The 22836-nt window shown below is 67.0% G+C and carries 21 protein-coding genes; 8 read left to right on the forward strand and 13 right to left on the reverse strand.

Going from position 1 to position 22836, the window contains the following annotated elements:
- Position 1: 1 nt before the first annotated feature.
- The 9 genes from RS84_RS03585 to RS84_RS03625 form a co-directional block, all read right to left on the reverse strand.
- The gene (locus RS84_RS03585; protein ID WP_045256370.1) at positions 2 to 412 is read right to left on the reverse strand and encodes a hypothetical protein; all 411 of its coding nucleotides are present in this window, start codon (positions 410 to 412) and stop codon (positions 2 to 4) included.
- Positions 413 to 671: 259 nt separating this feature from the next.
- Positions 672 to 1319, reverse strand: a complete 648-nt coding sequence (locus RS84_RS03590) for a hypothetical protein (protein ID WP_045256371.1) — start codon at positions 1317 to 1319, stop codon at positions 672 to 674.
- Between the two features lie 9 nt (positions 1320 to 1328).
- Positions 1329 to 1832 carry an amino-acid N-acetyltransferase gene (locus RS84_RS03595; RefSeq protein ID WP_045256372.1) on the reverse strand — a complete coding sequence of 168 codons (504 nt, stop codon included), beginning with the start codon at positions 1830 to 1832 and terminating at the stop codon, positions 1329 to 1331.
- Between the two features lie 116 nt (positions 1833 to 1948).
- Positions 1949 to 4477 carry an ATP-dependent Clp protease ATP-binding subunit gene (locus RS84_RS03600; protein WP_045256373.1) on the reverse strand — a complete coding sequence of 843 codons (2529 nt, stop codon included), beginning with the start codon at positions 4475 to 4477 and terminating at the stop codon, positions 1949 to 1951.
- A gap of 665 nt (positions 4478 to 5142) precedes the next feature.
- Positions 5143 to 6618, reverse strand: a complete 1476-nt coding sequence (locus RS84_RS03605) for an HNH endonuclease signature motif containing protein (protein ID WP_045256374.1) — start codon at positions 6616 to 6618, stop codon at positions 5143 to 5145.
- A 62-nt stretch (positions 6619 to 6680) separates the two neighbouring features.
- The gene (locus tag RS84_RS03610) at positions 6681 to 7334 is read right to left on the reverse strand and encodes a hypothetical protein (RefSeq protein WP_045256375.1); all 654 of its coding nucleotides are present in this window, start codon (positions 7332 to 7334) and stop codon (positions 6681 to 6683) included.
- Positions 7335 to 7545: 211 nt separating this feature from the next.
- Positions 7546 to 10083 (reverse strand): GIY-YIG nuclease family protein, encoded by a 2538-nt coding sequence (locus RS84_RS03615; RefSeq protein ID WP_152641739.1) that lies wholly within the window; start codon positions 10081 to 10083, stop codon positions 7546 to 7548.
- Positions 10076 to 11641, reverse strand: a complete 1566-nt coding sequence (locus tag RS84_RS03620) for an Eco57I restriction-modification methylase domain-containing protein (protein WP_235281375.1) — start codon at positions 11639 to 11641, stop codon at positions 10076 to 10078. The genes RS84_RS03615 and RS84_RS03620 overlap by 8 nt, the downstream gene beginning before the upstream one ends.
- 107 nt (positions 11642 to 11748) lie before the next feature.
- On the reverse strand, positions 11749 to 12402 hold the full coding sequence (locus tag RS84_RS03625; protein WP_235281376.1) for an N-6 DNA methylase: 654 nt from the start codon (positions 12400 to 12402) through the stop codon (positions 11749 to 11751).
- Between the two features lie 106 nt (positions 12403 to 12508).
- Between RS84_RS03625 and RS84_RS03630 the strand changes: the two genes are divergently transcribed.
- The 3 genes from RS84_RS03630 to RS84_RS03640 all read left to right on the forward strand — a co-directional run bounded on the left by RS84_RS03630 (position 12509) and on the right by RS84_RS03640 (position 14801).
- On the forward strand, positions 12509 to 12784 hold the full coding sequence (locus RS84_RS03630; RefSeq protein ID WP_052676194.1) for a helix-turn-helix domain-containing protein: 276 nt from the start codon (positions 12509 to 12511) through the stop codon (positions 12782 to 12784).
- Between the two features lie 101 nt (positions 12785 to 12885).
- On the forward strand, positions 12886 to 13218 hold the full coding sequence (locus tag RS84_RS03635; protein WP_045256377.1) for a hypothetical protein: 333 nt from the start codon (positions 12886 to 12888) through the stop codon (positions 13216 to 13218).
- Positions 13219 to 13385: 167 nt separating this feature from the next.
- On the forward strand, positions 13386 to 14801 hold the full coding sequence (locus tag RS84_RS03640) for a dicarboxylate/amino acid:cation symporter (RefSeq protein ID WP_045256378.1): 1416 nt from the start codon (positions 13386 to 13388) through the stop codon (positions 14799 to 14801).
- A 186-nt stretch (positions 14802 to 14987) separates the two neighbouring features.
- On the opposite strand, the gene RS84_RS03645 is transcribed toward RS84_RS03640, so the two are convergent.
- The 3 genes from RS84_RS03645 to RS84_RS03655 are packed head-to-tail and all read right to left on the reverse strand — an operon-like array spanning position 14988 to position 17725.
- The gene (locus tag RS84_RS03645) at positions 14988 to 16742 is read right to left on the reverse strand and encodes a cation:proton antiporter (protein ID WP_045256379.1); all 1755 of its coding nucleotides are present in this window, start codon (positions 16740 to 16742) and stop codon (positions 14988 to 14990) included.
- Positions 16743 to 16770: 28 nt separating this feature from the next.
- Positions 16771 to 17403 (reverse strand): phosphoribosyltransferase, encoded by a 633-nt coding sequence (locus RS84_RS03650; RefSeq protein WP_045256380.1) that lies wholly within the window; start codon positions 17401 to 17403, stop codon positions 16771 to 16773.
- Positions 17404 to 17434: 31 nt separating this feature from the next.
- On the reverse strand, positions 17435 to 17725 hold the full coding sequence (locus RS84_RS03655) for a MerR family transcriptional regulator (RefSeq protein WP_045256381.1): 291 nt from the start codon (positions 17723 to 17725) through the stop codon (positions 17435 to 17437).
- 115 nt (positions 17726 to 17840) lie between these two features.
- On the opposite strand from RS84_RS03655, the gene RS84_RS03660 reads away from it, so the two are divergent.
- The 4 genes from RS84_RS03660 (at position 17841) to RS84_RS03675 (ending at position 19981) form a co-directional block, all read left to right on the forward strand.
- Positions 17841 to 18263: an Hsp20/alpha crystallin family protein gene (locus tag RS84_RS03660; protein WP_045256382.1), complete on the forward strand. Its 423-nt coding sequence runs from the start codon at positions 17841 to 17843 to the stop codon at positions 18261 to 18263.
- A gap of 93 nt (positions 18264 to 18356) precedes the next feature.
- Positions 18357 to 18584 (forward strand): DUF2795 domain-containing protein, encoded by a 228-nt coding sequence (locus RS84_RS03665; RefSeq protein WP_045256383.1) that lies wholly within the window; start codon positions 18357 to 18359, stop codon positions 18582 to 18584.
- 66 nt (positions 18585 to 18650) lie between these two features.
- Positions 18651 to 19691 (forward strand): LLM class flavin-dependent oxidoreductase, encoded by a 1041-nt coding sequence (locus RS84_RS03670; RefSeq protein WP_200891960.1) that lies wholly within the window; start codon positions 18651 to 18653, stop codon positions 19689 to 19691.
- Between the two features lie 80 nt (positions 19692 to 19771).
- On the forward strand, positions 19772 to 19981 hold the full coding sequence (locus tag RS84_RS03675; protein ID WP_045256436.1) for a hypothetical protein: 210 nt from the start codon (positions 19772 to 19774) through the stop codon (positions 19979 to 19981).
- Positions 19982 to 20052: 71 nt separating this feature from the next.
- Here RS84_RS03675 and pheA read toward each other — a convergent pair whose 3' ends face one another.
- Positions 20053 to 21003, reverse strand: a complete 951-nt coding sequence (gene pheA / locus RS84_RS03680) for a prephenate dehydratase (RefSeq protein ID WP_045256385.1) — start codon at positions 21001 to 21003, stop codon at positions 20053 to 20055.
- Positions 21004 to 21111: 108 nt separating this feature from the next.
- On the opposite strand from pheA, the gene pgm reads away from it, so the two are divergent.
- The gene (gene pgm / locus RS84_RS03685) at positions 21112 to 22755 is read left to right on the forward strand and encodes a phosphoglucomutase (alpha-D-glucose-1,6-bisphosphate-dependent) (RefSeq protein ID WP_045256386.1); all 1644 of its coding nucleotides are present in this window, start codon (positions 21112 to 21114) and stop codon (positions 22753 to 22755) included.
- The last annotated feature ends 81 nt before the right edge of the window (positions 22756 to 22836 follow it).

A 22836-nucleotide genomic window follows, 5' to 3' on the forward strand; every position in this document is an offset into this window, starting at 1 on the left:
CTCAGGCGTCGAGTGCCTTGAGCAGCTCCTCGGGCGATGCCTGCATCGGATGCGGGCCGGCGATGTCGAGGAACACGGTCGTGATGGGGTGGGTGGCGAGGAACTTCCGCAGCCAGTCGGCCGTGTAGATTCCCACACCGGGAGGCAGGTTGTCGGGCTTGTTCTTCGCGTCGCTGAACAGCAGAAGCGCGAGGTCACCGGTCTTGGCGTCCCGGTAGGTCCAGACCTCCCCGGTGTCGAGCGGGTTGTCGCGCGCGCCGGGCTTGACCAGGGGTACGACCGTGGTGCCATGGCGCAGGGCCAGAGCGACCGCGGCGACGTCCTGCTTCTCGAGCGCTGCGGCCAGAGCATCCGATCGGAAATCCTCCGGGGCTGGCTTCCTGCTGTCGGACTTCGCCTTCTTCGCTGCCATGTCTCCAGCTTATTCGCGGCCCGTCAGCCTCGGCGCGAACCGGCCTGGACAGAGTTGGGGCCCTCTCGAGTCCCACATTGGGGACTGGGGTACTCGAGAGGGCCCTTGGCTCTCGAGCGGCGATGTCGAAGCGCTGGGGACGCTGTGGTCGACGCCACTGGGGATGGCATGTTGCCGCATGTTCAGAGAGCCAAGTCAATGGTATCCCAAAGAACCAGTGCTGTGGGCGCCGGCGGCACGCTCGGAGAGGAAATCCCCGTCAGTACAGGAGAATCTGCTTCGAAACGGTTCCCGCGAACCCGCCGATCTGCACATCGACGTGGTACGAGGCACCGCCTCCTGGGGCGTGCGGACGGTTCTCCGACGAGCAGGTCTCCACGCTCGAGCGGGTGCGGTCCCAGGTGACGGGAGTCTTGCTCTCGACGGTCGCCCCCGCGGCGAGCGTCGCGATCATGCTGCTCGGGTTCTGCTGGCAGTCGGTCGAGCGCCACCACACGTCATCGCCGCTGGACACCGTGAACACCTGAGTGCTCGAGCCGACATCGATGGTGCAGTCGGTGGAGCCGTTGTTGGTGAGCCTGATCGACAGCTGCGGCAGGACGCCTGCCTCATAGGTGTCTGCGTCGGTGAGCGCCTCGACCACGACGTCCTTGGCCTCGCACGCGACGATGCCGGGAGTCTCCTCGCTCGTCGGCTGGGTGCTGGCGGTGGCGGTGTCGGTCGCGACGGGCGACGACGTGTCCGAGGCGGGTGCGGTCGGCTTCGGAGTCTCGCTCTCGGCAGCGTTCGCCCACGGCTTCGCGACGACCAGCCAGATGGAGACGCCGATCACGGCGATGACCAGGACGAGTGCGAGCAGAAGGGCGAGTCGCCGACGACGGTAGACGGCGGCGGATCGGCGGGGCATTCGTCCAGGCTAACCGAGCTTCTTGAGCATCCGCGTGTTGCCCAGCGTGTTCGGCTTCACGTGCGCCAGGTCGAGGAACTCCTCGACACCGGCGTCGCCGCTGCGCAGCAGCTGGGAGTACACGTCCGAGTCCACGACCTGCTCGCCGATGGGGGTGTATCCCCGGCGTCCGAAGAACTCGGTCTCGAAGGTGAGGCAGAACAGGCGGCTGAGGCCGAGGGTCTTGGCGTGCTCTTCGAGCCGGTCGACGATGGCGCGGCCGACGCCGTGGTGCAGCCATTCATCGCTGACCATGAGCGTGCGGATCTCGCCGAGATCCTCCCAGAACACGTGCAGGGCGCCGCATCCGATCAGCTGGCCGTCTGCCTCTGCGACGACGAACTCCTGGACGGCGCCGTACAGCACCGCGAGGTCTTTGCCCAGGAGGATTCGACGCTCGACCATCGGCTGCAGAAGGTTGCGGATGCCGACGATGTCGGTGCTGCGGGCCGGACGGACGATGTAGTCGCTCACGCCCTCAAGCCTAGATCCCGCCGCCTGCCAGGATGCTGCACCGCGCTCTCCCGGCGCAGACGACGAACGGGGCGGATGCCATAAGCACCCGCCCCGTTCGATCCGGTGATTCCCGATCACTCCCCGCTGGCGACCGCCAGGTCGGGGGTGCCGGAGATCGCTCCGCCGGTGTTCACGCCGACTGCGACCTTCTCGCCGCGCGGGCCGTGCTCGAAGAGGAACTCGCCGTTCGCGGCATCGACCTTGACGTGATCGCCCGCGACGAGCTCGCCGTGCAGGATCTTCTCCGACAGGCGGTCCTCGACCTCGTGCTGCATCGCGCGACGCAGCGGGCGGGCGCCGAGAGCCGGGTCGAACCCGATCTCGATGAGCCTCTCCTTGGCTGCGGTCGACAGCTCGATCGTCATGTCGCGGTCGAGCAGCCGCTCGCCGAGGCGCTTGGTGAACAGATCGACGATCTGCACCAGCTCCTCCTTGTTGAGCTGCGGGAACACGATGATGTCGTCGACGCGGTTCAGGAACTCGGGCTTGAAGTTGCGCTTCAGCTCCTCGTTGACCTTGCCCTTCATCCGCTCGTAGGTCGTGGCGTTGCTGCCCTCGATCTGGAAGCCCACAGGGCCACCGGCGATGTCACGAGCACCGAGGTTGGTGGTCATGATGATGACGGTGTTCTTGAAGTCGATCACTCGGCCCTGACCGTCGGTCAGGCGACCCTCTTCGAGGATCTGCAGGAGCGAGTTGAAGATGTCCGGGTGGGCCTTCTCGATCTCGTCGAACAGCACGACGCTGAACGGCTTGCGGCGCACCTTCTCGGTGAGCTGGCCGCCCTCTTCGAAGCCGACGAATCCGGGAGGGGCTCCGAACAGACGGGACACGGTGTGCTTCTCGCCGAACTCGCTCATGTCGAGCGAGATGAGGGCTGCCTCGTCGTCGAACAGGAACTCGGCGAGCGCCTTGGCGAGCTCGGTCTTTCCGACACCCGTGGGGCCGGCGAAGATGAACGAGCCCGAGGGGCGCTTCGGGTCCTTGAGGCCCGCGCGCTGGCGGCGGATCGTCTTGGAGAGGGCGGCGATCGCCTCCTCCTGTCCGATGACGCGCTGGTGCAGGGCCTTCTCCATGAAGACGAGTCGGCTGGACTCCTCCTCCGTGAGCTTGAAGACCGGGATGCCGGTGGCCTGTGCGAGCACCTCGGCGATCAGGCCCTCGTCGACCACGGCGGGGCTGGAGACGTCACCCGAGCGCCACTGCTTCTCGAGACGCAGGCGCTCGGCGAGGAGGCTCTTCTCCTCGTCACGCAGCGACGCTGCCTTCTCGAAGTCCTGCTCCTCGGAGGCCAGCTCCTTCTGCTCGCGCACGGCGGCGATCTTGTCGTCGAACTCCCGCAGCTCGGGCGGGGACGACAGGATGCTCAGGCGCAGACGCGCGCCGGCCTCGTCGATCAGGTCGATCGCCTTGTCGGGCAGGAACCGGTCGGAGACGTAGCGGTCGGCGAGGTTCGCCGCGGCCACCAGGGCGCCGTCGGTGATCTGCACCTTGTGGTGCGCCTCGTAGCGGTCGCGCAGGCCCTTCAGGATGTTGATGGCGTGCGGCAGCGTCGGCTCGTTCACCTGCACCGGCTGGAAGCGGCGCTCGAGCGCAGCATCCTTCTCGAAGTGCTTGCGGTACTCGTCGAGCGTGGTCGCGCCGATCGTCTGGAGCTCGCCTCGTGCGAGGAGCGGCTTCAGGATGCTGGCGGCGTCGATCGCGCCCTCGGCGGCACCTGCACCGACGAGGGTGTGGATCTCGTCGATGAAGACGATGATGTCGCCGCGGGTGCGGATCTCCTTGGTGACCTTCTTCAGGCGCTCCTCGAAGTCTCCGCGGTAGCGGGAGCCGGCGATGAGCGAGCCGAGGTCGAGCGAGTAGAGCTGCTTGTCCTTCAGCGTCTCGGGCACGTCGCCCTTGACGATCGCCTGGGCGAGGCCCTCGACGACGGCGGTCTTGCCGACGCCGGGCTCGCCGATCAGGACGGGGTTGTTCTTGGAGCGGCGGGAGAGGATCTGCATGACCCGCTCCGCCTCCTTCTCGCGCCCGATGACCGGGTCGAGCTTGTTGTCGCGGGCGGCCTGGGTCAGGTTGCGGCCGAACTGGTCGAGCACGGCCGATCCGCCCTGGGCGCCGGCGGGCGAGTCGTTGGTCTGCGCGCCGACGGCTGCGGGCTCGCGCCCGGGTGCGCCGGAGAGCAGCTGGATGACCTGCTGGCGGACCTTGTTGAGGTCGGCGCCGAGCTTGACGAGCACCTGGGCTGCGACACCCTCGCCCTCGCGGATGAGGCCGAGCAGGATGTGCTCGGTGCCGATGTAGTTGTGGCCGAGCTGAAGGGCCTCGCGGAGGCTGAGTTCGAGCACCTTCTTGGCGCGGGGCGTGAAGGGGATGTGCCCGGTCGGCTGCTGCTGGCCCTGGCCGATGATGTCCTGCACCTGCTCGCGCACGGCGTCAAGGGAGATGCCCAGACTTTCGAGCGCCTTGGCGGCGACGCCTTCGCCCTCGTGGATGAGGCCGAGCAGGATGTGCTCGGTTCCGATGTAGTTGTGGTTGAGCATCTTCGCCTCTTCTTGGGCGAGGACGACCACTCGACGGGCTCGGTCCGTGAATCTCTCGAACATGCTGTGACTCCTTTATTCGCACGTGTTGTTCGACACTGGCGAAGACGCGTGAAGCGCTTGTACATCGAGAGTAACCACCACATCGGGCCGGTATGCCCGTGTTCGCCGTGGGCATACCGGTGCGGCGTCGCGGGATGACCGAATGCGGCGCTTCGGCCTGGGCGACTGCGCGCGCGCCCTAGCCGTCCTGTCTCGCCTGACTCCCTGCCGTCAGAAATCTGGGACTGCCGAGCCATAGTGCTGCAGCGGCAGCCCGCCGTCTCGGCCAAAGCGCCGCAGCCACAACCGAGTGCGCCGACTACTGCCACGGTCGTTGACACCAGTCACCCGTCACCTGCTCCCGTCACCTGCACCCGTGACCTCCCACCTGCCCCTCGTCACCCCTAACCGTCACACGTCACCCGGTCACCCGGTCACCCGGTCACGCGTCACCCGGTCACCCGAGCGCGACCGCCGCTCACCGCATCCGCCACCACAACCACAAACAGCGCGACGACGTTGCCCCGCCCCAACACGGCAGCGACCACGTCAACGCGACAGCAATTGCCGGAGCCGCGCGGCGGTCATGCACCGCCGGAGCCGCAGCCGCAGCCGCCTGGTGGGCCGCGACCGTGACGCGCCGACATCACTAGGGACCCCGTCACATGCCGACTCGCCGTCCGACATCACGCCGCCGGCCGGAACCGCTTCGGCGGCGGGTCGACGCCGGCCCAGAGGTAGGTGAGCACGGCGCGCGGCCGCAGTACCTGGCCTCCACCGTCCAGATCGTGCAGTACGAAGTCGCCAGTGCCGCTGCGCGTGATACTCCAGCCATGATGGTGCAGGTTCATGTGGTGGAACCTGCACAGCAGGATTCCGCGATCGATGTCGGTTCGCCCTCCTCCCGACCACTCGTCGATGTGATGCGCCTCGCAGTATGAGGCCGGGCGGTCGCACCCGCGCCACCGGCATCCGCCGTCTCTGATCGCGAGAGCGATCCGCTGCCGGGGCGTGAACAATCGCCGCTCCCGGCCGACGTCGAGAGGGTTGCCGAACGAATCGACGGTCACCGACATGTAGCCGCTTTCGCACGCGCGCTGATCGGCGGCGGATGCCGGCATCGACACGAGACCGTCCTCCGAGAGCGCGATCGGGGCGCGGCGACCGGCGGCATCTACGGTCTGGGTCAGCCGCACACCCGCCTGTCTGGTGCCGAACACCCTCTCGACGTCGGCGAGCACGCCGGAGCGGAGCACATCCAGGAGCAGGTCATAGGCCAGCTGCTCGTTCGTCCGCGGGTCGGCGATCAGGGCCTCAGATCGCTCATCCTCATCCGAGTCCACGAAACGCGGGCCGCCTCTCCGCGGTCGTAGCGCGGAATCGAGCAGTGACGTGACGAATGCTCCGCCCTCGTCGTCGAAGGCCAGGCTCCCGCGCAGAACTCCGTCTGCATCGCGCCAGGTTCGGAATGCACGCTTCTCATGCCGCGCGAGGAACCGAGCCTCGGCGCCTTCCGGGTCGAGCAGATCGCGAATCGAGCGGGCGGCCGATCCCAGTTCTTCGACCGTTCGCGCGGCGGCCTCCTCGACCAGTCGCTCGCACGCCAGCGACCACGCCTCATGAATGGCATGCACGAGCGCTGCGAGCTCCTCCTCGGACGCGTAAGGATCGTCGGGCGCCGGCGGCTCCCCCAATCCGCGACGAATGGTGTCGTACTGGGCGGCCGTCAGCGTCCCATCGCTCAACGCAGCGCGCAGCGGCTCGTGCCACACGGCGGTCTTCGGCACGGCCTGCTCTTCAGCATCCGTCGCCCCCGACGGCCGCTCGATCATCGATTGCCCGACGCGCGTATCGCGCGCCGCCTCGCTCTTCGTCGCTCCGGTCAGCTCTTGCACGAAGCCGGCCGGCGTCCGATGCCCGTGCGATTGTGCGAGGCCGGAATGTCCGGATTCTCGCGACGACCGTTCGGCGACGATGCCCGCCGCGACGACGCGGATCTGGTCGGCAGACCGCGACAGCTCGGCGGATTCCCGCAGGATCGCGACGATGTCGGCATCCGCCATCTCGATCATCAGCGCAGTCGCCTGAGCCAACTGCGCACCCGCGTCGAGTCGCTCACCCAGTGTGGGGATGAGCGCCGCAACATCGGTGAAAACTGCCATAGTTCATGATGACATCGGGTACCGACATTCGGACGTTTGTCTAAGGACGGATGGAGCCGCCGTCAGTTTCCGACGCTGTGCAGTGCGTGTCGCCCCGAGAACCAGAGTCCGGTCGACCGCGATCGGCGGTACGTTCCCAAGAAGCCGATCGGCTTGACGAAGACGTCGACGTGCCAGCTGCGGTCGTCGATCAGCGCCGGAAGGTCCGCTCCCCGCGCGGCGAGCGATGCGTACCACCCCTCGACGACGTCGCTCACGAAGGTCGCCCGCGGCGAGCCGTCGTCGCCACGGAAGACCCGCGTGCCGGCTGCGCTCGTCGGTTCCGACGGACCGCTGATGTGGCCACCGGATTCGAGGTGCTTGCCGTAGGCGCTGGTCGGATCCACGTCGCCCGGTTGACCGGGAAGTCGTCGGCGCCACTCGATCGGGAGGTCGAGAGGCCGACGATCGACGCGCGTGGCGAGTGCATCGAGGGCAGTCATCACCGAATGGGTCGAGCACCAGTCGATGTACGTGTCGAGCAAGCCGTCGGCGACCCAGACGTCGCGGATCAGGGCGAACCGTGGATCGTCGACCGGCATGCCTGCGTCGCACCACCAGATGAGGCCTCTGTCGTGCCGGGTCCAGCCGAACGAGTACGTGAGGAACGACTGGAGGCAGGCGAAGTAGCCGACCGCGTCGAGTTCGTCGGTCCGCGGCGTCGGCGCCGCGGGCATGATGGCAGCCCTGTGTGGATCAGCGAGGGCGCGATACGGGAGAGGTACGGCCCAGGTCCAGGGGTCCACACCATCTCTGGCCTCGATCAACGGACCTTCATCGCGAGGACGTTCAACGCGTGTGATCAACGGCGATTCCATGGACCTCTCTCGGCCAGGGACGTGATCCACGCGAGGATGCTGGCGGCTCCGAGGTGGCCGGTGAGCATCGTCACGATTCGACCGCCACGACCGTGTCATACAGCCCGTAGTGCCGGAGTCCCTCGTGCGACTCGATGCCCGTATACGACAGCGACGCGTCCTCGTAGCGGCGGAACGCGAACACCGCCTGGTTCATGTGCCCGGCGTTGAAGACGCCGAGACCGACGAGGAGGTTGAAGTCGTCGACAGTGAGGCCGGTCACTGCTTGGAACAGGTCAGGCTCGATCTTCGTGATCACGTCGTACAGGGTGTTCTCGCGATAGTCGGTGAGGTACATGAACGCGGGGATCCTGGTAGCGAACTTGATCAGTTTCTCCTGGATCTGCTTGCGCTTGGACTTGTACTCCTTCTCCTCCGCAGAGAGCTCTTTCTTCTCCCCCGGTGTGATGTCGTCGCCCTTCGCCTTCTTGGTCTTCGACACGGCCTCGCTCTTGTTCACGACGGTCTCGAAAACGGCCGAGCCGAGCGCACGGAAGCCCTCGATGTTCATCACGGCGTTCATCGCGGCCTCGGACGACATGATCTTCTTCAGCGTCAGGTTGTCGACGTTCACTAGCACAGCCGACTCCCACTTGCGCGCGAGGAGGGTCGCAGAGGTACCCGACATGGCGATGTCGAGGATGCCCGCGGCGTCCACCTGCGTCATGTGCGAGCCGTCGTATGCGAGCACCGGCAGGAACGAGACGAGCTCTTCGACCGCGCGCTCCGGGTTGGGGTTCTCCGGCGCCAATCCGCGTCCGTACTCGCTTATCTGCCGGAGAGCCCTGGTCGGCGCGAAGTCGAAGACGAAGCAGACCGGCTTGAGGATCTCGGTCCGCGACGGGTCATCACCTTCCGGGTTTCGGATGGTCCACGGCGACTGCACCCGGAACGCCGCCTGGAAGTACGTCTCCGGCGCCTGCAGGTTGCGGAGGATGAGGATCGACGACCACTGAGGCACCGTCACGCCGGTGGTGAGCTTGCCGACAGTGAGCGTGATGGTCTTCGTGTCATGGCCGTTGCCGATCGCATCGCGCACCGGCGGCAGGGCCGCGAGTCCGACGCCAACACCCGGCGCCGAGACGTTCACGACCGTGTAGTCGTGCCAGAAGACGTTGTGCGGCTCCGAGAGCAGGTTCTTCATCGCATCGCAGGATGCGCGGTACGGCAGCATCCAAAGGGAGTGCTGCAGATACGGAAGCAGACGCGTGTCCGAGTACGGGAAAGGAGGACGCTGACCGGCTTTCAGCGCATCAACCTGCGTCGGCGCATAGTTGCCGCGGATGATGTCGAGCCACTTCTGCACGTCATCCTTGTGCACGAATTCAGCATCCGCCCCCGTGCCCTTCGCCTCGAAGAAGGCATTGAGGTCGAACTCGTCGAACTCGCCCTGACTGGCGATCGCGAGGAGCTCGTCGGGCATCTGGTAGGTGAGCAGCCGCATCTCGGGCAGGGAGGCATAGGGATTCGGGAGATCAGGATGCTGCCGGGTGAATTCTGCCTTGGCCCGCTGCTCGTCGGTGTAGGTCCAGTTGAAGATCTGCTCTTCGATGAAGCGGCCCTCGTTGAGGACTTTGAACGGCGTGCCAGAGAGGTATAGATAGGCGTTCGCCTTGATCGGAACGAAGGCATCCTCGTCGAGACCCTGCTCTTCGCGCTCCTCGGCGAACTTCTCCAGGTCGGCACCGAACTCGTCGTCTGTCGCCTTCTTCTTGGCCTTCTCGTCCTCCCCCTCGAACAGCTCCTTGGCCGCGTCGCGCCAGGCACCGAAGTGATACTCGTCGAATACGACGAGGTCCCAGCTCAGCTCGGTGAGCCACTGGTGCTTGGCCTTGAAGTTTCCGGCCGCGTCGCGCCCCATCAGATCCTGGAAGGACCCGAAGAAGACCAGCGGATGCTCAGAATCGACGGATGCCGGGTCGCCACCCGTCGCCTTCGAGATGTACTGCCACCCGTCGAAGTCGATGTGGTTCTTGAGGTCCGCCTCCCAGGCGTCTTCGACGGCGGGCTTGAACGTGACGACGAGAACCCGCCTCGCGTCGAGCTTCTTCGCGAGCTGATAGGTCGTGAACGTCTTGCCGAAGCGCATCTTGGCGTTCCAGAGGAACTCGGGGACGGCGTCGGAGTCCTCGGACCATCGCGACTGGTAGTAGCCGAACGTCTTATCGACCGCAGCCTGCTGCTCGGCTCTCATCAGGAAGTCTGCGTGATGGGTCCCCCCGAAGACCTGACCGGACCGAAGCTCGGCGATCGCCGTGCGGACGTCGTCGAGCGTGCATTCCATCCATTCGAGCGTGGGGTTCTTGAAGCCCTTCTGCTTGAGACGAGCCCGCACCTCGTGATCGCTGAACGTCGTCCCATCGTGGCGATCTGCCGGCTCGTCGAGCACGATCTCGTAATTCTGGATGGCCGCGGTCTTGACCTGCTGCGCGACGCGGGCCCCGACATCCTTCGTCGTCTGGCCGACCTTGAGGAGGCCTGAATGCGCATCGTCGGCGATCGAATACGCATAGATGCGGAGGCGGGACTCCGGCTTCGGTTCGAAGAGCTCGTCGAGCTGTTTAGGCACCGGCATCATCCTCTGCGAGCGCATCCTCCTCCACGTTTACCACGTCATGGGAGGCGACCTGAGACTCGATGAACGCGATCTCCTGGTCTGTCAAGCCGTAGCGCACGTACAGCGATTCGTCGGTCCACTCACGATCAAGTGGAACAGCCGGGACGAATGCGTAGACGTCACGCGTCGCGTGCTGAGTGGATTTGCGAAGCGAGACCAGGAACCGCACAAAACGAGTGCGGAGAAACTGTGCCATGCGATTGGCATCATCGACTGTGTCGAATCGACCCGCGACGATGTAGGTTTCGGTGCACGCCGTCCCTGGGCCAGCCACGATGGGGCGAGAGAGAAACTTGGTTTCGACGGCTGCGCTCGTACCCTGGACCGCGGTCATGAGAACCTTCCACTGGTCGATCCACGCCGAGTTCGCCTCTATTCGCTCCCGTTCGATCCAACTGATCTTGCGCGAACCGAAGAGCTTCACCGGGTCCTTCAGTCCCTCGACTGTGGCGCTCCCGTGTACGAAGGTGCGAAGACCGAAGGGCTTGCCAGACGAGACCTGCGCGTCAAGCGTCGGCTCCCCCTTCGCCCGCACCTTCTCCAGAATCGGAACCGCGGCGTTCCAACGGACGAGCACATCGAACGCGTCCAGATATCTCGCGACGGGTTCGCCGACAGGCTGGCCGTCCCACATCGTCTGAACCGTGCAGGGGCCGTCGTAGTCGCGGTCCCAAAGGAAGTAAGAGATGCCGCCGCGGATCTTGACACCGGGGAACGCCTCGTAAAGCTTCGGATAGTCGACTATGTCGTGCATCCGATGATCGCCCAGCATCCGCTCGCGATAGGCGTCGAGACCTTTGCCGCCCGCGAACCAGCGTGATGGCGTGACGAACACTCCGTAGCGCGGATCGAGTTCAAGCGCCTTCTCCACGAAGAGCTGATAGATCGGCGCTGCGGAAGTTCCGAATCCACCGTCGCTCAACTGATAAGGCGGGTTGCCGATGATGACGTCGAACTGCATTTCGGCTCCGAACAGCTCGGCGATGCGAGCTTTGATGTCGTGGGTGTGGATGAGTGCGTACGCATGGGACTCGAGATCGGAGTCACGGCCGTATTCGGCTTCCGAGGCGCCGCAGAACACGCAACGCCCCGTCCCGTCCTGCTCGATCACCTGCTCGTCGCCCGTGAGCGGATGGGCGCGCCGCACCTTCCTGCGCCCTGCCCAGGTGTGCTCGGTCCGTTCGAACCAGATATTGCCCCAGTCGCGATCGAAGCCGCTCGCGATCGAGTGCTCGCCGGTCGCGTCCTTCGAGCAGTAGACGCTGCGCCGGGCGAGAAGAGCGGTGAGACGCGTGATGCCGATGCCGAAGACCTGCTTCGTGAGGATGTGATCGACACGTTCCTCGAGACCGGAGATCTGGGACTCGAGCCCGATGGTCAGCCGTCTCGTGATCTCGCGCAGGAAGACCCCAGACTTCGTGAACGGGTCGAGGAAGGTGACATCGGGGTCGGCCCAGATCGACGCGCCGTCGTTCGACTCCGCCCAGGCCCGTTCGAGGGTGTCGAGCATCTCGTTCGCGAACTCGGGCGGCGTGAAGACCTCGTCGTTCGAGAGGTTCGCGATACACGTGAGGACGTCGGGATTGTGCCTGCGAAGAGCGAAGGCCGCCTGTTCGCTCATACCGCGAGCTCCTTCACAGTCATCACCGGATAGCTGCGAATGGGCGTGAAGATCTCATGCTCTTCGAAGTGGGCGAAGAGACCCTCCGAGGCCGACGCGCGCTGCGTAAGCGTGTCCAGGCGGAAGTCGCGTCGCTGGTACTTCCCGCGCCCCAAGTAGCCCCACTCGGGAAACGCGATGGGTTCGCCATCAGCGGTGGTCATCGCGAGCGCGTCACCCTGGATGATGTTCGCTTCGACGACGGTGGATGCGGCTCGGAGCCATTCAGCGTCGCCGGCGCGTGTCGTCTCGTCTCTGCGCTCATCGCTCGACGAACGATCATCCAGCTTGAGATACCGGGCGAAAGTACCCTTCAGGTTCTCGCGACATTCTGCGGCGTTGTCGGCGAGCAACTCAATGCCGTAGATGCACATCAGCGAGAACAGCGCGTAGTGCCGCTTCTCGAACTCGCTCCGTCCGTGACGCGCCTGCACCGCGACAAGCTTGCGCTCCAGCACCGGCACCAGGAAGTTCCCCGATCCGCACGCGGGCTCGAGGAACCGGGAATCGATGCGCTCCGTCTCCCCCTTGATCAGATCGAGCATGTCGTCGACCAGCCATCGCGGAGTGAACACCTCGCCATGATCAGCCACGCGCTTGCGCGACTTCACCAGCTGCTCAGGCGCAGCATCCGTCCCCTTGTTCACATCGTGAGTGTACAAGTACCCGGGGACCTGCGCCCTGGCGTGATCGACCGGGCGCGATCAGGCTTGTCGGGTGCCCCGTACTCCCTCCGCCGCTGCCGCCAGGATCGGCGCTCGGATAGCGGCGGAACGCAAGAGCAAGGGGCTCACGCAGGACCAGCTGGCGGTGCTCAGCGGAATCGACTCCTCGAACATCCGCAGCTATGAATCGGGCCGCTCGATGCTGAGCATCCTGACGCTCGTGCGCATCTCAGAGGCGCTGCATGCGTCGCCGGGTTCGTTCATCGACGAGGTCTCCTCAGCCGACTTCGCGACGCCGCTCGTGGACGGACGCCGCCGCGCGAGCTAACGGATGTGCCGCCACTGTGCGAGCTGACGCACCCCCCGCATGGGCACTCCTCCCCATCACTTCTCCCTATCGATCGGCTGTGAGCGGCGTAGCGTGGGGGCATGAATATCGACCGGAACCTGCGCACACCCGCCCGCCTGCTGCTCGCCGTGCCCGTCGCGGCTCTCGCGCTCTCGCTCGCCGCATGCAGCGCGAGCCGCCCCACTGTCGACCAGGTCTCGGACGGACTCGTCAAGTTCATGGAGTCGCAGGGCCAGGGCGACGTCTTCACCGAAGACGCCGCCGACTGCTTCGCCGGCTACCTCGTCGACTCCAAGCTCAGCAACGACACCCTGAACTACATCGCACAGGGCAAGGATCAGGCGTCGAGCACCGACGACGCCGACCTGACCCAGAAGATCCTGCAGGACAACTACGACGAGTGCACGGCCTGAGACGTTTCGTCTCGCTGCGCTCGCTCAACGACCGGAGCCGGGATGACGGATGCCGTCGGCATCCGTCATCCTTCGTCATCCTCACCCAGGGAATTCCCAGCCAGACATAGCGTTGGACCATCACGCGTGCACACGGCACGCCGTTCTTCCTGGAGTTCCCCACCGCTATGAGCACCACCACGCGCGCCGCCAAAGCGCCCGACACCCGCGGCCCCGCCCGCAAGCTGCTGACCTCGTTCGGCTTCCAGATCATCGCCGCGCTCGTCCTCGGCATCGTCGCCGGCCTGATCGCCCGCAACACCGGCGCGACAGTCGACGCGCCGACCGGCCTCTCGGCCACGCTCGACACGATCGGCAGCTCCTACGTCACGCTGCTGCGCGCCGCTGTCATCCCGCTGATCTTCACCGCGATCGTCGCGAGCATCTCGAATCTGCGCCGCGTGCAGAACGCCGCACGTCTCGCCGGCCAGACGCTGCTGTGGTTCGCGTACACCGCGTTCATCGCCGTGGTCATCGGCATCGGCCTGGGCCTGATCATCCAGCCCGGATCCCGCGCCGGCGAAGGCCTGCAGGAGGGCGACCCCTACACGGTCGGCACCTGGTGGAACTTCCTCACCGGCCTCATCCCGCAGAACTTCCTCGGCCTCACGGTCAGCACCTCGGTCGACGCCGAGACCGGCAGCGCAACCTCGAGCATCGGCTTCAACGTGCTGCAGATCATCGTCATCGCCGTGGCCGTCGGCATCGCGGCTCTCAAGGCCGGCAAGAAGGCAGAGCCCTTCCTCGCGTTCACCGAGTCGCTGCTCAAGGTCATCCAGCGCGTGCTGTGGTGGATCATCCGCATCGCCCCGCTCGGCACCTTCGGCCTGATCGGCGCGGCGGTCGTCAAGTACGGCTGGGAGAAGCTGGCCTCGCTCGGCTGGTTCGCGATCGCGATCTACATCGGCCTGGCGCTCGTGCTGTTCGTGGTCTACCCGATCCTCATCAAGACCAACGGCCTGTCGATCAGGCAGTACTTCTCGGGTGTCTGGCCGGCCGTGCAGCTGGCCTTCGTCAGCCGCTCCTCGATCGGCACCCTGCCGCTGACCGAGCGCGTCACCGAGCGCAACCTCGGCGTGCCCCGCTCCTACGCCTCCTTCGCGGTGCCGCTCGGCGCGACCACGAAGATGGACGGCTGCGCCGCCATCTATCCGGCCATCGCCGCGATCTTCGTCGCGCAGTTCTTCGGCATCAATCTGGAGTGGTGGCAGTACATCATGATCGTCGTCGTCTCGGTGGTCGGCTCCGCGGCGACCGCCGGCACCACGGGCGCGATCGTCATGCTCACCCTGACGCTGTCGACCTTGGGCCTGCCGCTCGCGGGCGTCGGCCTGCTCATCGCGATCGACCCGATCCTCGACATGGGCCGCACCGCGGTCAACGTCGCAGGTCAGGCGCTCGTCCCGACCATCGTGGCCAAGCGCGAGGGCATCCTCGACGAGGACCTCTACAACGCCCCGCGCGAAGGCCTCCCCTTCGCGGACGACTCGGGTGATGAGGCGGGCGAGGCAGACGCCGACAAGCAGACGGTCGGCGCGCGCTGATCGGTCCCGATCACGCGAGAGCGCCCCGTTCCGTGCGGGCGCTCTCGCGCGATCGGGATCGCCTGCGGTTCATAACTCCTCAAGTGTCGCGGCTCGACGGTCGAGGATCCGCGGAAACACGTCGGCCTTGCCGCGCGAGACGGCGATCTTTGAGGAGTTGTGGACGCGAAGAGCGGATGCCGCGGCTCACCGCTCCTGCCGAATCACCCCTCGCGTGTCGAGTGCGAGCTCCTCGGCGTCCATCGCGGCCAGCAGCTCCCGCATGACCTCCTCGTCGAGATTGCCCGCGTCCCGCTCGGCCAGCACGATCTCGCGCCGCACCTGCAGCCACCCCCGCGACAGCGCGGCGAGCTCCTCGTACGACGGCCGGGCGACCGCATCCTCCACCTGCTGAGCCTGATCGGCATCCTTCTCGACGCGCGTCATCCTCTTGGCGAAGGCGTCGAAGACGCTGAGGTCGATGCTGCCGTGCCTCGACTCCCACTCCACGCGCTTGGCCGCGAGGTACTCCTTGCCCGCTTCTCTCGTCTTCGCCTGCACGGCCGCGAGAGCCGCCGCATCCTCCTCCTGCTCGCTGTCGCTTGCGATGCCGAGCCGCCTGATCAGCAACGGCAGCGTCATCCCCTGCAGCAGCAGCGTGCCGACCGTGACGATGAACGCGACCACGACGATCGCATGCGAGGCCTCGGCGCCGAGGGTCGTATCGGACAGCGAACCGCTCGAACCCGTCGCCAGGTCGGCCGCGGCGAGCGCGGTCGCCAGGGTGACGACGCCGCGCATTCCCGCCCAGGAGATGACCGCATTGTCCTTCCAGGTGAGCTGGAGTCCCGCCATCCGCTCGCGCACGATCTGCGTCCGCAGCTCCTCGGAGCTGTACTTCCGCCAGCGCCGAGACTTCTTGCGTCGCTGGTCGAACGCGCCCGACTCGATGCCCCGGTCGACCCTCGCGAGCCGTCGCCGATCGGAGCGGTTCGCCCAGGCGTTCGCCGGGAACACGTACAGCGGGCGCACCACCAGCACGACCAGGAGCACGGTACCCGACAGCCACAGGATCTGTCCGACCGACTCGCTGCCCAGGTCGTTGAGCACTCGCGGGAACTGCAGACCGATGTACGCGAACACGAAGCTCTCGAGCAGCAGGTCGGCCGACGACCACAGGGGCTTCTCCTGCTGGCGCGTCGTGTAGTCGGTGCGCGGCGAGTTGTAGCCGACGTAGATGCCCATCGCGACCACCGCCAGCACACCCGAGCCGCCCAGGTGCTCGGCGATAGCGTAGGCGCCGAACGGCGCGAGCAGGCCGAACGTGCCGATCACGACCGCATCCCCGATGCGCATGCGCAGCTGGTGCAGGCCGATGCCGAAGACGAGACCGATCGCCACGCCGATGACCACGGCCAGCACGAACTGCCAGACCCCGTTCGGGATGGTGACGGTGGTGCCCGCGAGGATGAGCGCGAACACGCGGTACAGCGTCAGCGATGTCGCGTCGTTGATCAGGCTCTCTCCGGAGAGCACGTTCATGATGCGCCGCGGGAGCCCCAGCTTGCGTCCGATCGCCGCTGCCGACACGGCGTCGGGCGGGGCGACGATCGCCCCGAGCAGCAGCGCGCCGGGCAGGGTCAGCGAGGGCAGGATCAGCCAGGCGACCAGCCCGACCGCGAGCGTGGTGAACAGCACGAGCCAGATGCCGAGTCGCTGGATCTGCGGCAGGCTGCGCTTGAACCCCACGAACGAGACGTCGAGGGCCGCCGAGTACAGCAGCGGCGGCAGGACGAGGTTGAGCAGGACGTGCCCGTCGATGTCGAGGTCGGGCACGAAGGGCAGGAAGGATGCCGCGAGCGCCGCGACCGTGACGACGAGCGGCGCCGGCCACCCGCGCCAGCGGGAGATCGCCGCGACGACGACGCTGCCGACCAGTATGTAGAAGAGCTCAGCATCCATGCCCCCCACGGTACTGGGACCAGAACGCTCAGCGAGAGGCCCGCAGCAGATCGACCACCTCGCCCTCCTCCACCTGCCGGAAGTCGACGTAATGCATGCCGACGGCCATGAAGTCCTCGGGCGCACTCAGGCAGACGACCCGATCGGCCTCGGTCAGCGCTCGGAGTGCGTCGGGCGCTGCCACGGGGACGGCGACGACGACGGATGCGGCGCCACGGGCCCGCGCGATCGCGCACGCCGCGCGGGCGGTGGCTCCCGTGGCGATGCCGTCGTCGACGATGACCGCGGTGCGCTCTCTCAGCGACACGGGGCCATGTCCGGGCCGGAACCGCTGCACGCGCATCTCGACTTCGCGCCGTTCCCGGGCTTCGACCTTCTCGAGGTCGCCGATGCCGACCCTGGCCGCGGCCGTGACCTCGGTGTTGAGCACGGTCGCGCCGCCCTCTCCGACCGCTCCCATCGCGACCTCCGGATGCCATGGGACGCCGAGCTTGCGTACGACGAGAACATCGAGCGGCGCGTCGAGCGCCCGCGCCACCTCGGCCGCGACCGGCACGCCGCCACGCGGCAGCCCCAGGACGACCGCGTTCGGGGGCGGCGTCTCACGAAGGCGAGCCGCCAGCATCCGTCCGGCCTCTCTGCGGTCGCGGAATCTCTCCATGCTCCCGGACTACGCCTGCCGAACTCGGCGGTCAACCCCCTGATAGACCGTCCTCCGCCTGCTCGCGCAGGCTCGCGTTCTCGTCTTCCAGGTCGAGCACCCGACGGATGCCGGCGATGTTGATGCCCTCGTCTCGGAGGTCGGTCACGCGCCTCAGCCGCGCGATGTCGTCATCACTGTATCGGCGGGTGCCCCCGTCGCTGCGGGCCGGGGTGAGCAGGCCCTTAGCCTCGAACAGACGCAGGCTCGCTTCGGGCAGTCCGAGCAGCTGCGCCGCCACCGCGATCCCGTAGACCGGCATCTGGGAGTCTCGTTCGACCATGTGGAGAGATTTCCTTCCCGAGGGCTTGCATTGAATCGCGGGGTTGTTCTATAACAAATCTATAGCACGAGATGCAGATAAGTCTCGTGAAAACCTCGCACGAAAGGAGACCCTCATGGCACTGTCATTCGATCCGTTCAGTCAGCTCGATCGCTTCGCCGCGAGCGTGCTCGACTCCGTTCGCGCACCCCGGCTGATGCCGGTGGACCTGTTCCGCGACGGGGAGCAGTACGTCCTTCACGCAGACCTTCCCGGTGTCGACCCCGGGTCGGTCGACGTCGACCTCGACGGCTCGCAGCTCACGATCCGCGCGCAGCGCACGGCCGACAGCCGAGAAGGCGTGCGCTGGCTCGCACGCGAGCGCGGCGCGGGCCAGTTCCTGCGCCAGTTCACCCTCGGCGAGGGCGTGGATCTCGACAAGATCAGCGCCTCGTACGAGAGCGGCGTGCTCTCCGTGATCATCCCGGTCAGTGAACGCGCCAAGCCGCGCAAGATCGACGTCGAGTCGCGCGACAGCAGGCAGGCGATCGACGCCTGAACCATGGCGGGGCGGACCACGCGTCCGCCCCGCGTCGACCCGTCTGCGGAACCTCCGCGGCGGAGCAACTCCGACACGGAAAGGACGACCATCATGCTGCTCTCCCCCACGCTCGATCGTTTCCTCGCCAGCATGGAGTACCCGGCTCTGCGAGACGATCTCCTGCGCGAAGCCGCGCGTGAAGGTCTCTGCACCGAGGACAGGGCTCTGCTCGAGTCGCTCCCGGAGCAGAGCTACAGCGCGGCGTGGCACATCCGGTACCGACTCGGGCGCGCGGCTCTCGCCGAGGCGTTCGAGTCACGCAAGCCGGTCGCCGCCTGAGGCGCAGACGACACGCTCGAGGGAGGGCGGGGAATGCCCCGCCCTCCCTGACCGTTGGGCCAGGTGATGACTTCCACCTCGCTCTCCGTCCTCGACCTCGTCCCGGTGCGCACCGGGCAGACCAGCGCCGAGGCGATCTCCGCCTCGCTGAGCCTCGCGCAGACCGCAGATCGGCTGGGATACCGCCGCTACTGGTTCGCCGAGCACCACAACATGCCGGCCGTGGCATCCACGACTCCCCCGGTCCTGATCGCGGCGGCGGCGACGCGCACGACGAGCATCCGCCTCGGATCCGGCGGAGTCATGCTCCCCAACCACGCGCCGCTCATCGTCGCTGAGCAGTTCGCCGCCCTCGAGGCCATCGCGCCCGGACGCGTCGATCTCGGTCTCGGACGCGCACCGGGAAGCGACCCGGTGATCACGCAGCTGCTGCGCGGCTCGGGCACCACGAGCGATGTCGAGCAGTTCCCCCGCCACGTGCAGGACATCGGCGCTCTTCTCGGCGGCGAGGGTGCGACCGTGCGCTTCACCTCGGGCGGCGAGTACACCGTGCACGCCACACCGGCGGCGACCGGGGCGCCCGAGATCTGGCTGCTCGGCTCGAGCGACTATTCGGCGCAGCTCGCAGCATCCGCCGGCCTGCCCTACGTGTTCGCGAACCATTTCTCGGGCCAGGGCCTTGACCGAGCGCTCGACCTGTACCGCTCCGGCTATCGCCCCAGCGAGCAGCACCCCGAGCCCCGCACGTTCCTGACGGTCAACGCCGTCGCGGCTCCCACGCAGAAGGAGGCCGAAGCCAGGGCGCTCCCGCAGCTGCGCATGATGGCGAGGCTGCGCCTGAACCAGCCGCTGACTGCACTCGAGACCGTCGAGCAGGCGGCCGCAGCGGAGTCGGATGCCGCCACCGATCAGGTCGTCGCCGCCGCGCGTGAGCGCTGGTTCGTCGGCACCGGCGAGTCCGTCGCCGCCGAGGTGCGCTCGTTCGCCGAGCGCCACGGGGTCGACGAGGTCATGCTGTCGCCGGTCGCCGGAGCCTACGAGGCCGAGCCGCGCGACGCAGCACCCGGTCGCGCGCAGACGCTCGAGCTCATCGCCGCTTCGATCTGATCTCCCGACACCCGGCTGTCAACCCCTGGTCTTTCTCCGACCAGGGGCGTAGCGTCGGCCCCGATGGAAGGGGTTCGATGATGAGCACGACGAAGACCCTGGCGCTGTGGGTCGCCTACGGCACGAACGGAGTGGTGGGCAGCATCCGCCATGACGGCGACGGCTACACGGTGGTGATGGCGGGCTCCGACGCCGCAGTGGGCACCTACCCCAGTCTGGAATCGGCCAAGGGAGCGCTGCACACGCATATGACGCCGGGCAGCGCCTGGCCGATGTTCCGGGAGCACTGAGCGGGGTCGAGCGGCCGGGCCCGTCCGAGGCGGGTCCGTCTGCCTACGGCCGGGATGCGGATGCCCTGCCGTCAGTCTTCGGGCTCGCCCGTGAGGATGCCGCGCAGCCAGTCACGCGCCTCGACGAACACCTCGTCCTCGTACCTCTCCGGATACTGCACGATCTGCCGGTCGGCGCGCGGGTACGAGCCGAGGAAGACGACGCGGGGACTGAACCGGCGGATGCCGAGCAGAGCATCGGCCATGCGCTCATGGTTGACATGGCCGTCGGCGTCGATCACGAACCGATAGCGGCCGAGCTCGTCGCCGATCGGGCGCGACTCGATGAGCGAGAGGTTGATGCCGCGAGTGGAGAACTGCTCGAGCATCTCGAGGAGCGACCCCGGATGATCATGCGGCAGCTCGACGATCAGCGAGGTCTTGTCGGCGCCGGTCGGTTCGGGTGATCGGGTCGTCCGCGTCACGAGCACGAAGCGGGTGACGGCCTGCTTGTTGTCGCCGATGTCCTCTGCGAGCACGTCGACGTCGTAGTGGCGCACGATGCCGGGAGGGGCGATCGCCGCCTGGGCCGGCAGAGTGCCCTCGAGCACGCCGATGGCGGAGGCGACGTTGGATGCCGCGGGCACATGCGCATGCTGGGGCAGATGCGCGCCGAGCCAGCCATGGCACTGCGCGTAGGCGACGGGATGGGCCGCGATCACGTGCACGTCGGACAGCGGGGTTCCCCGCGGTGCCACGAGCACGAAGTTCACCTGCACGAGATATTCGCCGATGATGCGGAGCCCTGGGAGCGTCGCCAGCGCGTCCTGCGTGGTGGAGACGCCACCTTCGATCGAGTTCTCGATCGCGATCATGGCGGCGTACGATCTGCCGGAGAGCACGTCGTCGAGCGCCTCGCCGACGTTGTGCACAGCGCGCCAGTCCTGCCCGCGAGCTTCGGGAACCTGGTCGAGCGCCGCTTCCGTGAAGGTTCCTGCAGGTCCCAGGTAGCTGTATGTGCGGCGTTCGGTCACGCGTTTCACCTTAGCCCTGTCCTCCCGGTCCGCTCGACGCCGGGTTTTCGGCTCGAATACCTGCGCCCCTCAGAAGTCCGAGGTGCGCGAACGGCTCGGTCGGTGCAGACTGTCTGCATGACCAGCCGTGCCGGCCTCCCCGCGGAGGAAACTGACCTGATCGATGTCGACGAACTGATCGCCGCGTACTACGATCGCCAGCCGAATCCCGACGTCGCCTCGGAGCGCGTCGTGTTCGGAACCAGCGGTCATCGCGGCTCATCCCTCTCGAACAGCTTCAACGAGAACCACATCCTCGCGACCACGCAGGCGATCGTCGACTACCGCAACGGCCAGGGCATCTCGGGCCCGTTGTTCCTCGGCCGCGACACGCACGCGCTCTCGCTGCCCGCCGAGCGCAGCGCGATCGAGGTGCTCGTGGCGAACGGCGTGGACGTGCGCGTCGACGCCCGCGATGCGTGGGTGCCGACTCCGGCGCTCAGCCACGCGATCCTCACCTACAACCGCGCCCTGTCTGCGGATGACGCCGGCCGCGCGGACGGCATCGTCGTGACTCCGAGCCACAACCCGCCGCGCGACGGGGGCTTCAAGTACAACCCCCCGCACGGGGGACCTGCCGACACCGACGCCACTGGTTGGATCGCCAACCGCGCGAACGAGCTGATCGCCGCCGGTCTCGACGGCGTCAAGCGCATCCGCTTCGCCGACATCGATGCCGACACCCTCGGCAGCTATGACTTCCGCGACGCCTATGTTCGCGACCTCTCCTCGATCATCGACGTCGACGCGATCCGCAACGCGGGGGTGCGCATCGGCGCAGACCCGCTGGGCGGAGCATCCGTCGAGTACTGGGCTCTGATCTCCGAGGTGTACGACCTCGACCTCACGGTCGTGAACCCCGAGGTCGATCCGACCTGGCGCTTCATGACCCTCGACTGGGACGAGAAGATCCGCATGGATCCGTCGTCTCCCTCGGCGATGGCCTCGCTGGTCGCCAAGAAGGGCGACTTCGACGTTCTCACCGGCAACGACGCGGATGCCGACCGACACGGCATCGTCACTCCGGACGCCGGACTCATGAACCCGAATCACTACCTCGCCGTCGCGATCGACTACCTCTTCTCGCACCGCGCGGAGTGGCCGCGGGACGCCGCGATCGGCAAGACGCTCGTGTCCTCGATGATCATCGACCGCGTCGCGGAGTCTCTGGGACGGCGTCTGCTCGAGGTCCCCGTCGGGTTCAAGTGGTTCGTCCCCGGTCTGCTCGACGGCTCGGTCGCCTTCGGCGGCGAGGAGTCGGCTGGCGCCTCGTTCCTCCGCAAGGACGGTTCGGTCTGGTCCACCGACAAGGACGGCATCCTGCTGTGCCTGCTCGCGGCCGAGATCATCGCCGTGACGGGCAAGACGCCGTCGGAGCGATACCGCGAGCTCGAGGAGGCCTTCGGGTCCTCCGCCTACCAGCGCGTGGATGCCCCGGCGACGCCCGAGCAGAAGTCGACCCTCGGAAAGCTGGCACCGGATGCTGTCAGCGCGACGACCCTCGCAGGCGAGCAGATCACGGCGAAGCTGTCGCACGCGCCGGGCAACGGCGCGGCGATCGGCGGCCTCAAGGTGCAGACCGAGCACGCGTGGTTCGCGGCGCGCCCGTCCGGTACAGAAGACGTCTACAAGCTCTACGCCGAGAGCCTGATGGGCCCGGAGCACCTCGCCGAGGTCCAGGACGAGGCCCGCGCCGTCGTGTCGGCAGCGCTGGGCGGCTGACAGACCGGCTCCCGCACGCGGGTGGCGCTGATCCGGTTCGGATCGGCGCCAATCGCATCTGAGGCCTGAGGTGGATGGCAG

Source organism: Microbacterium hydrocarbonoxydans (assembly GCF_000956475.1).
GTDB lineage: Bacteria > Actinomycetota > Actinomycetes > Actinomycetales > Microbacteriaceae > Microbacterium > Microbacterium hydrocarbonoxydans_A.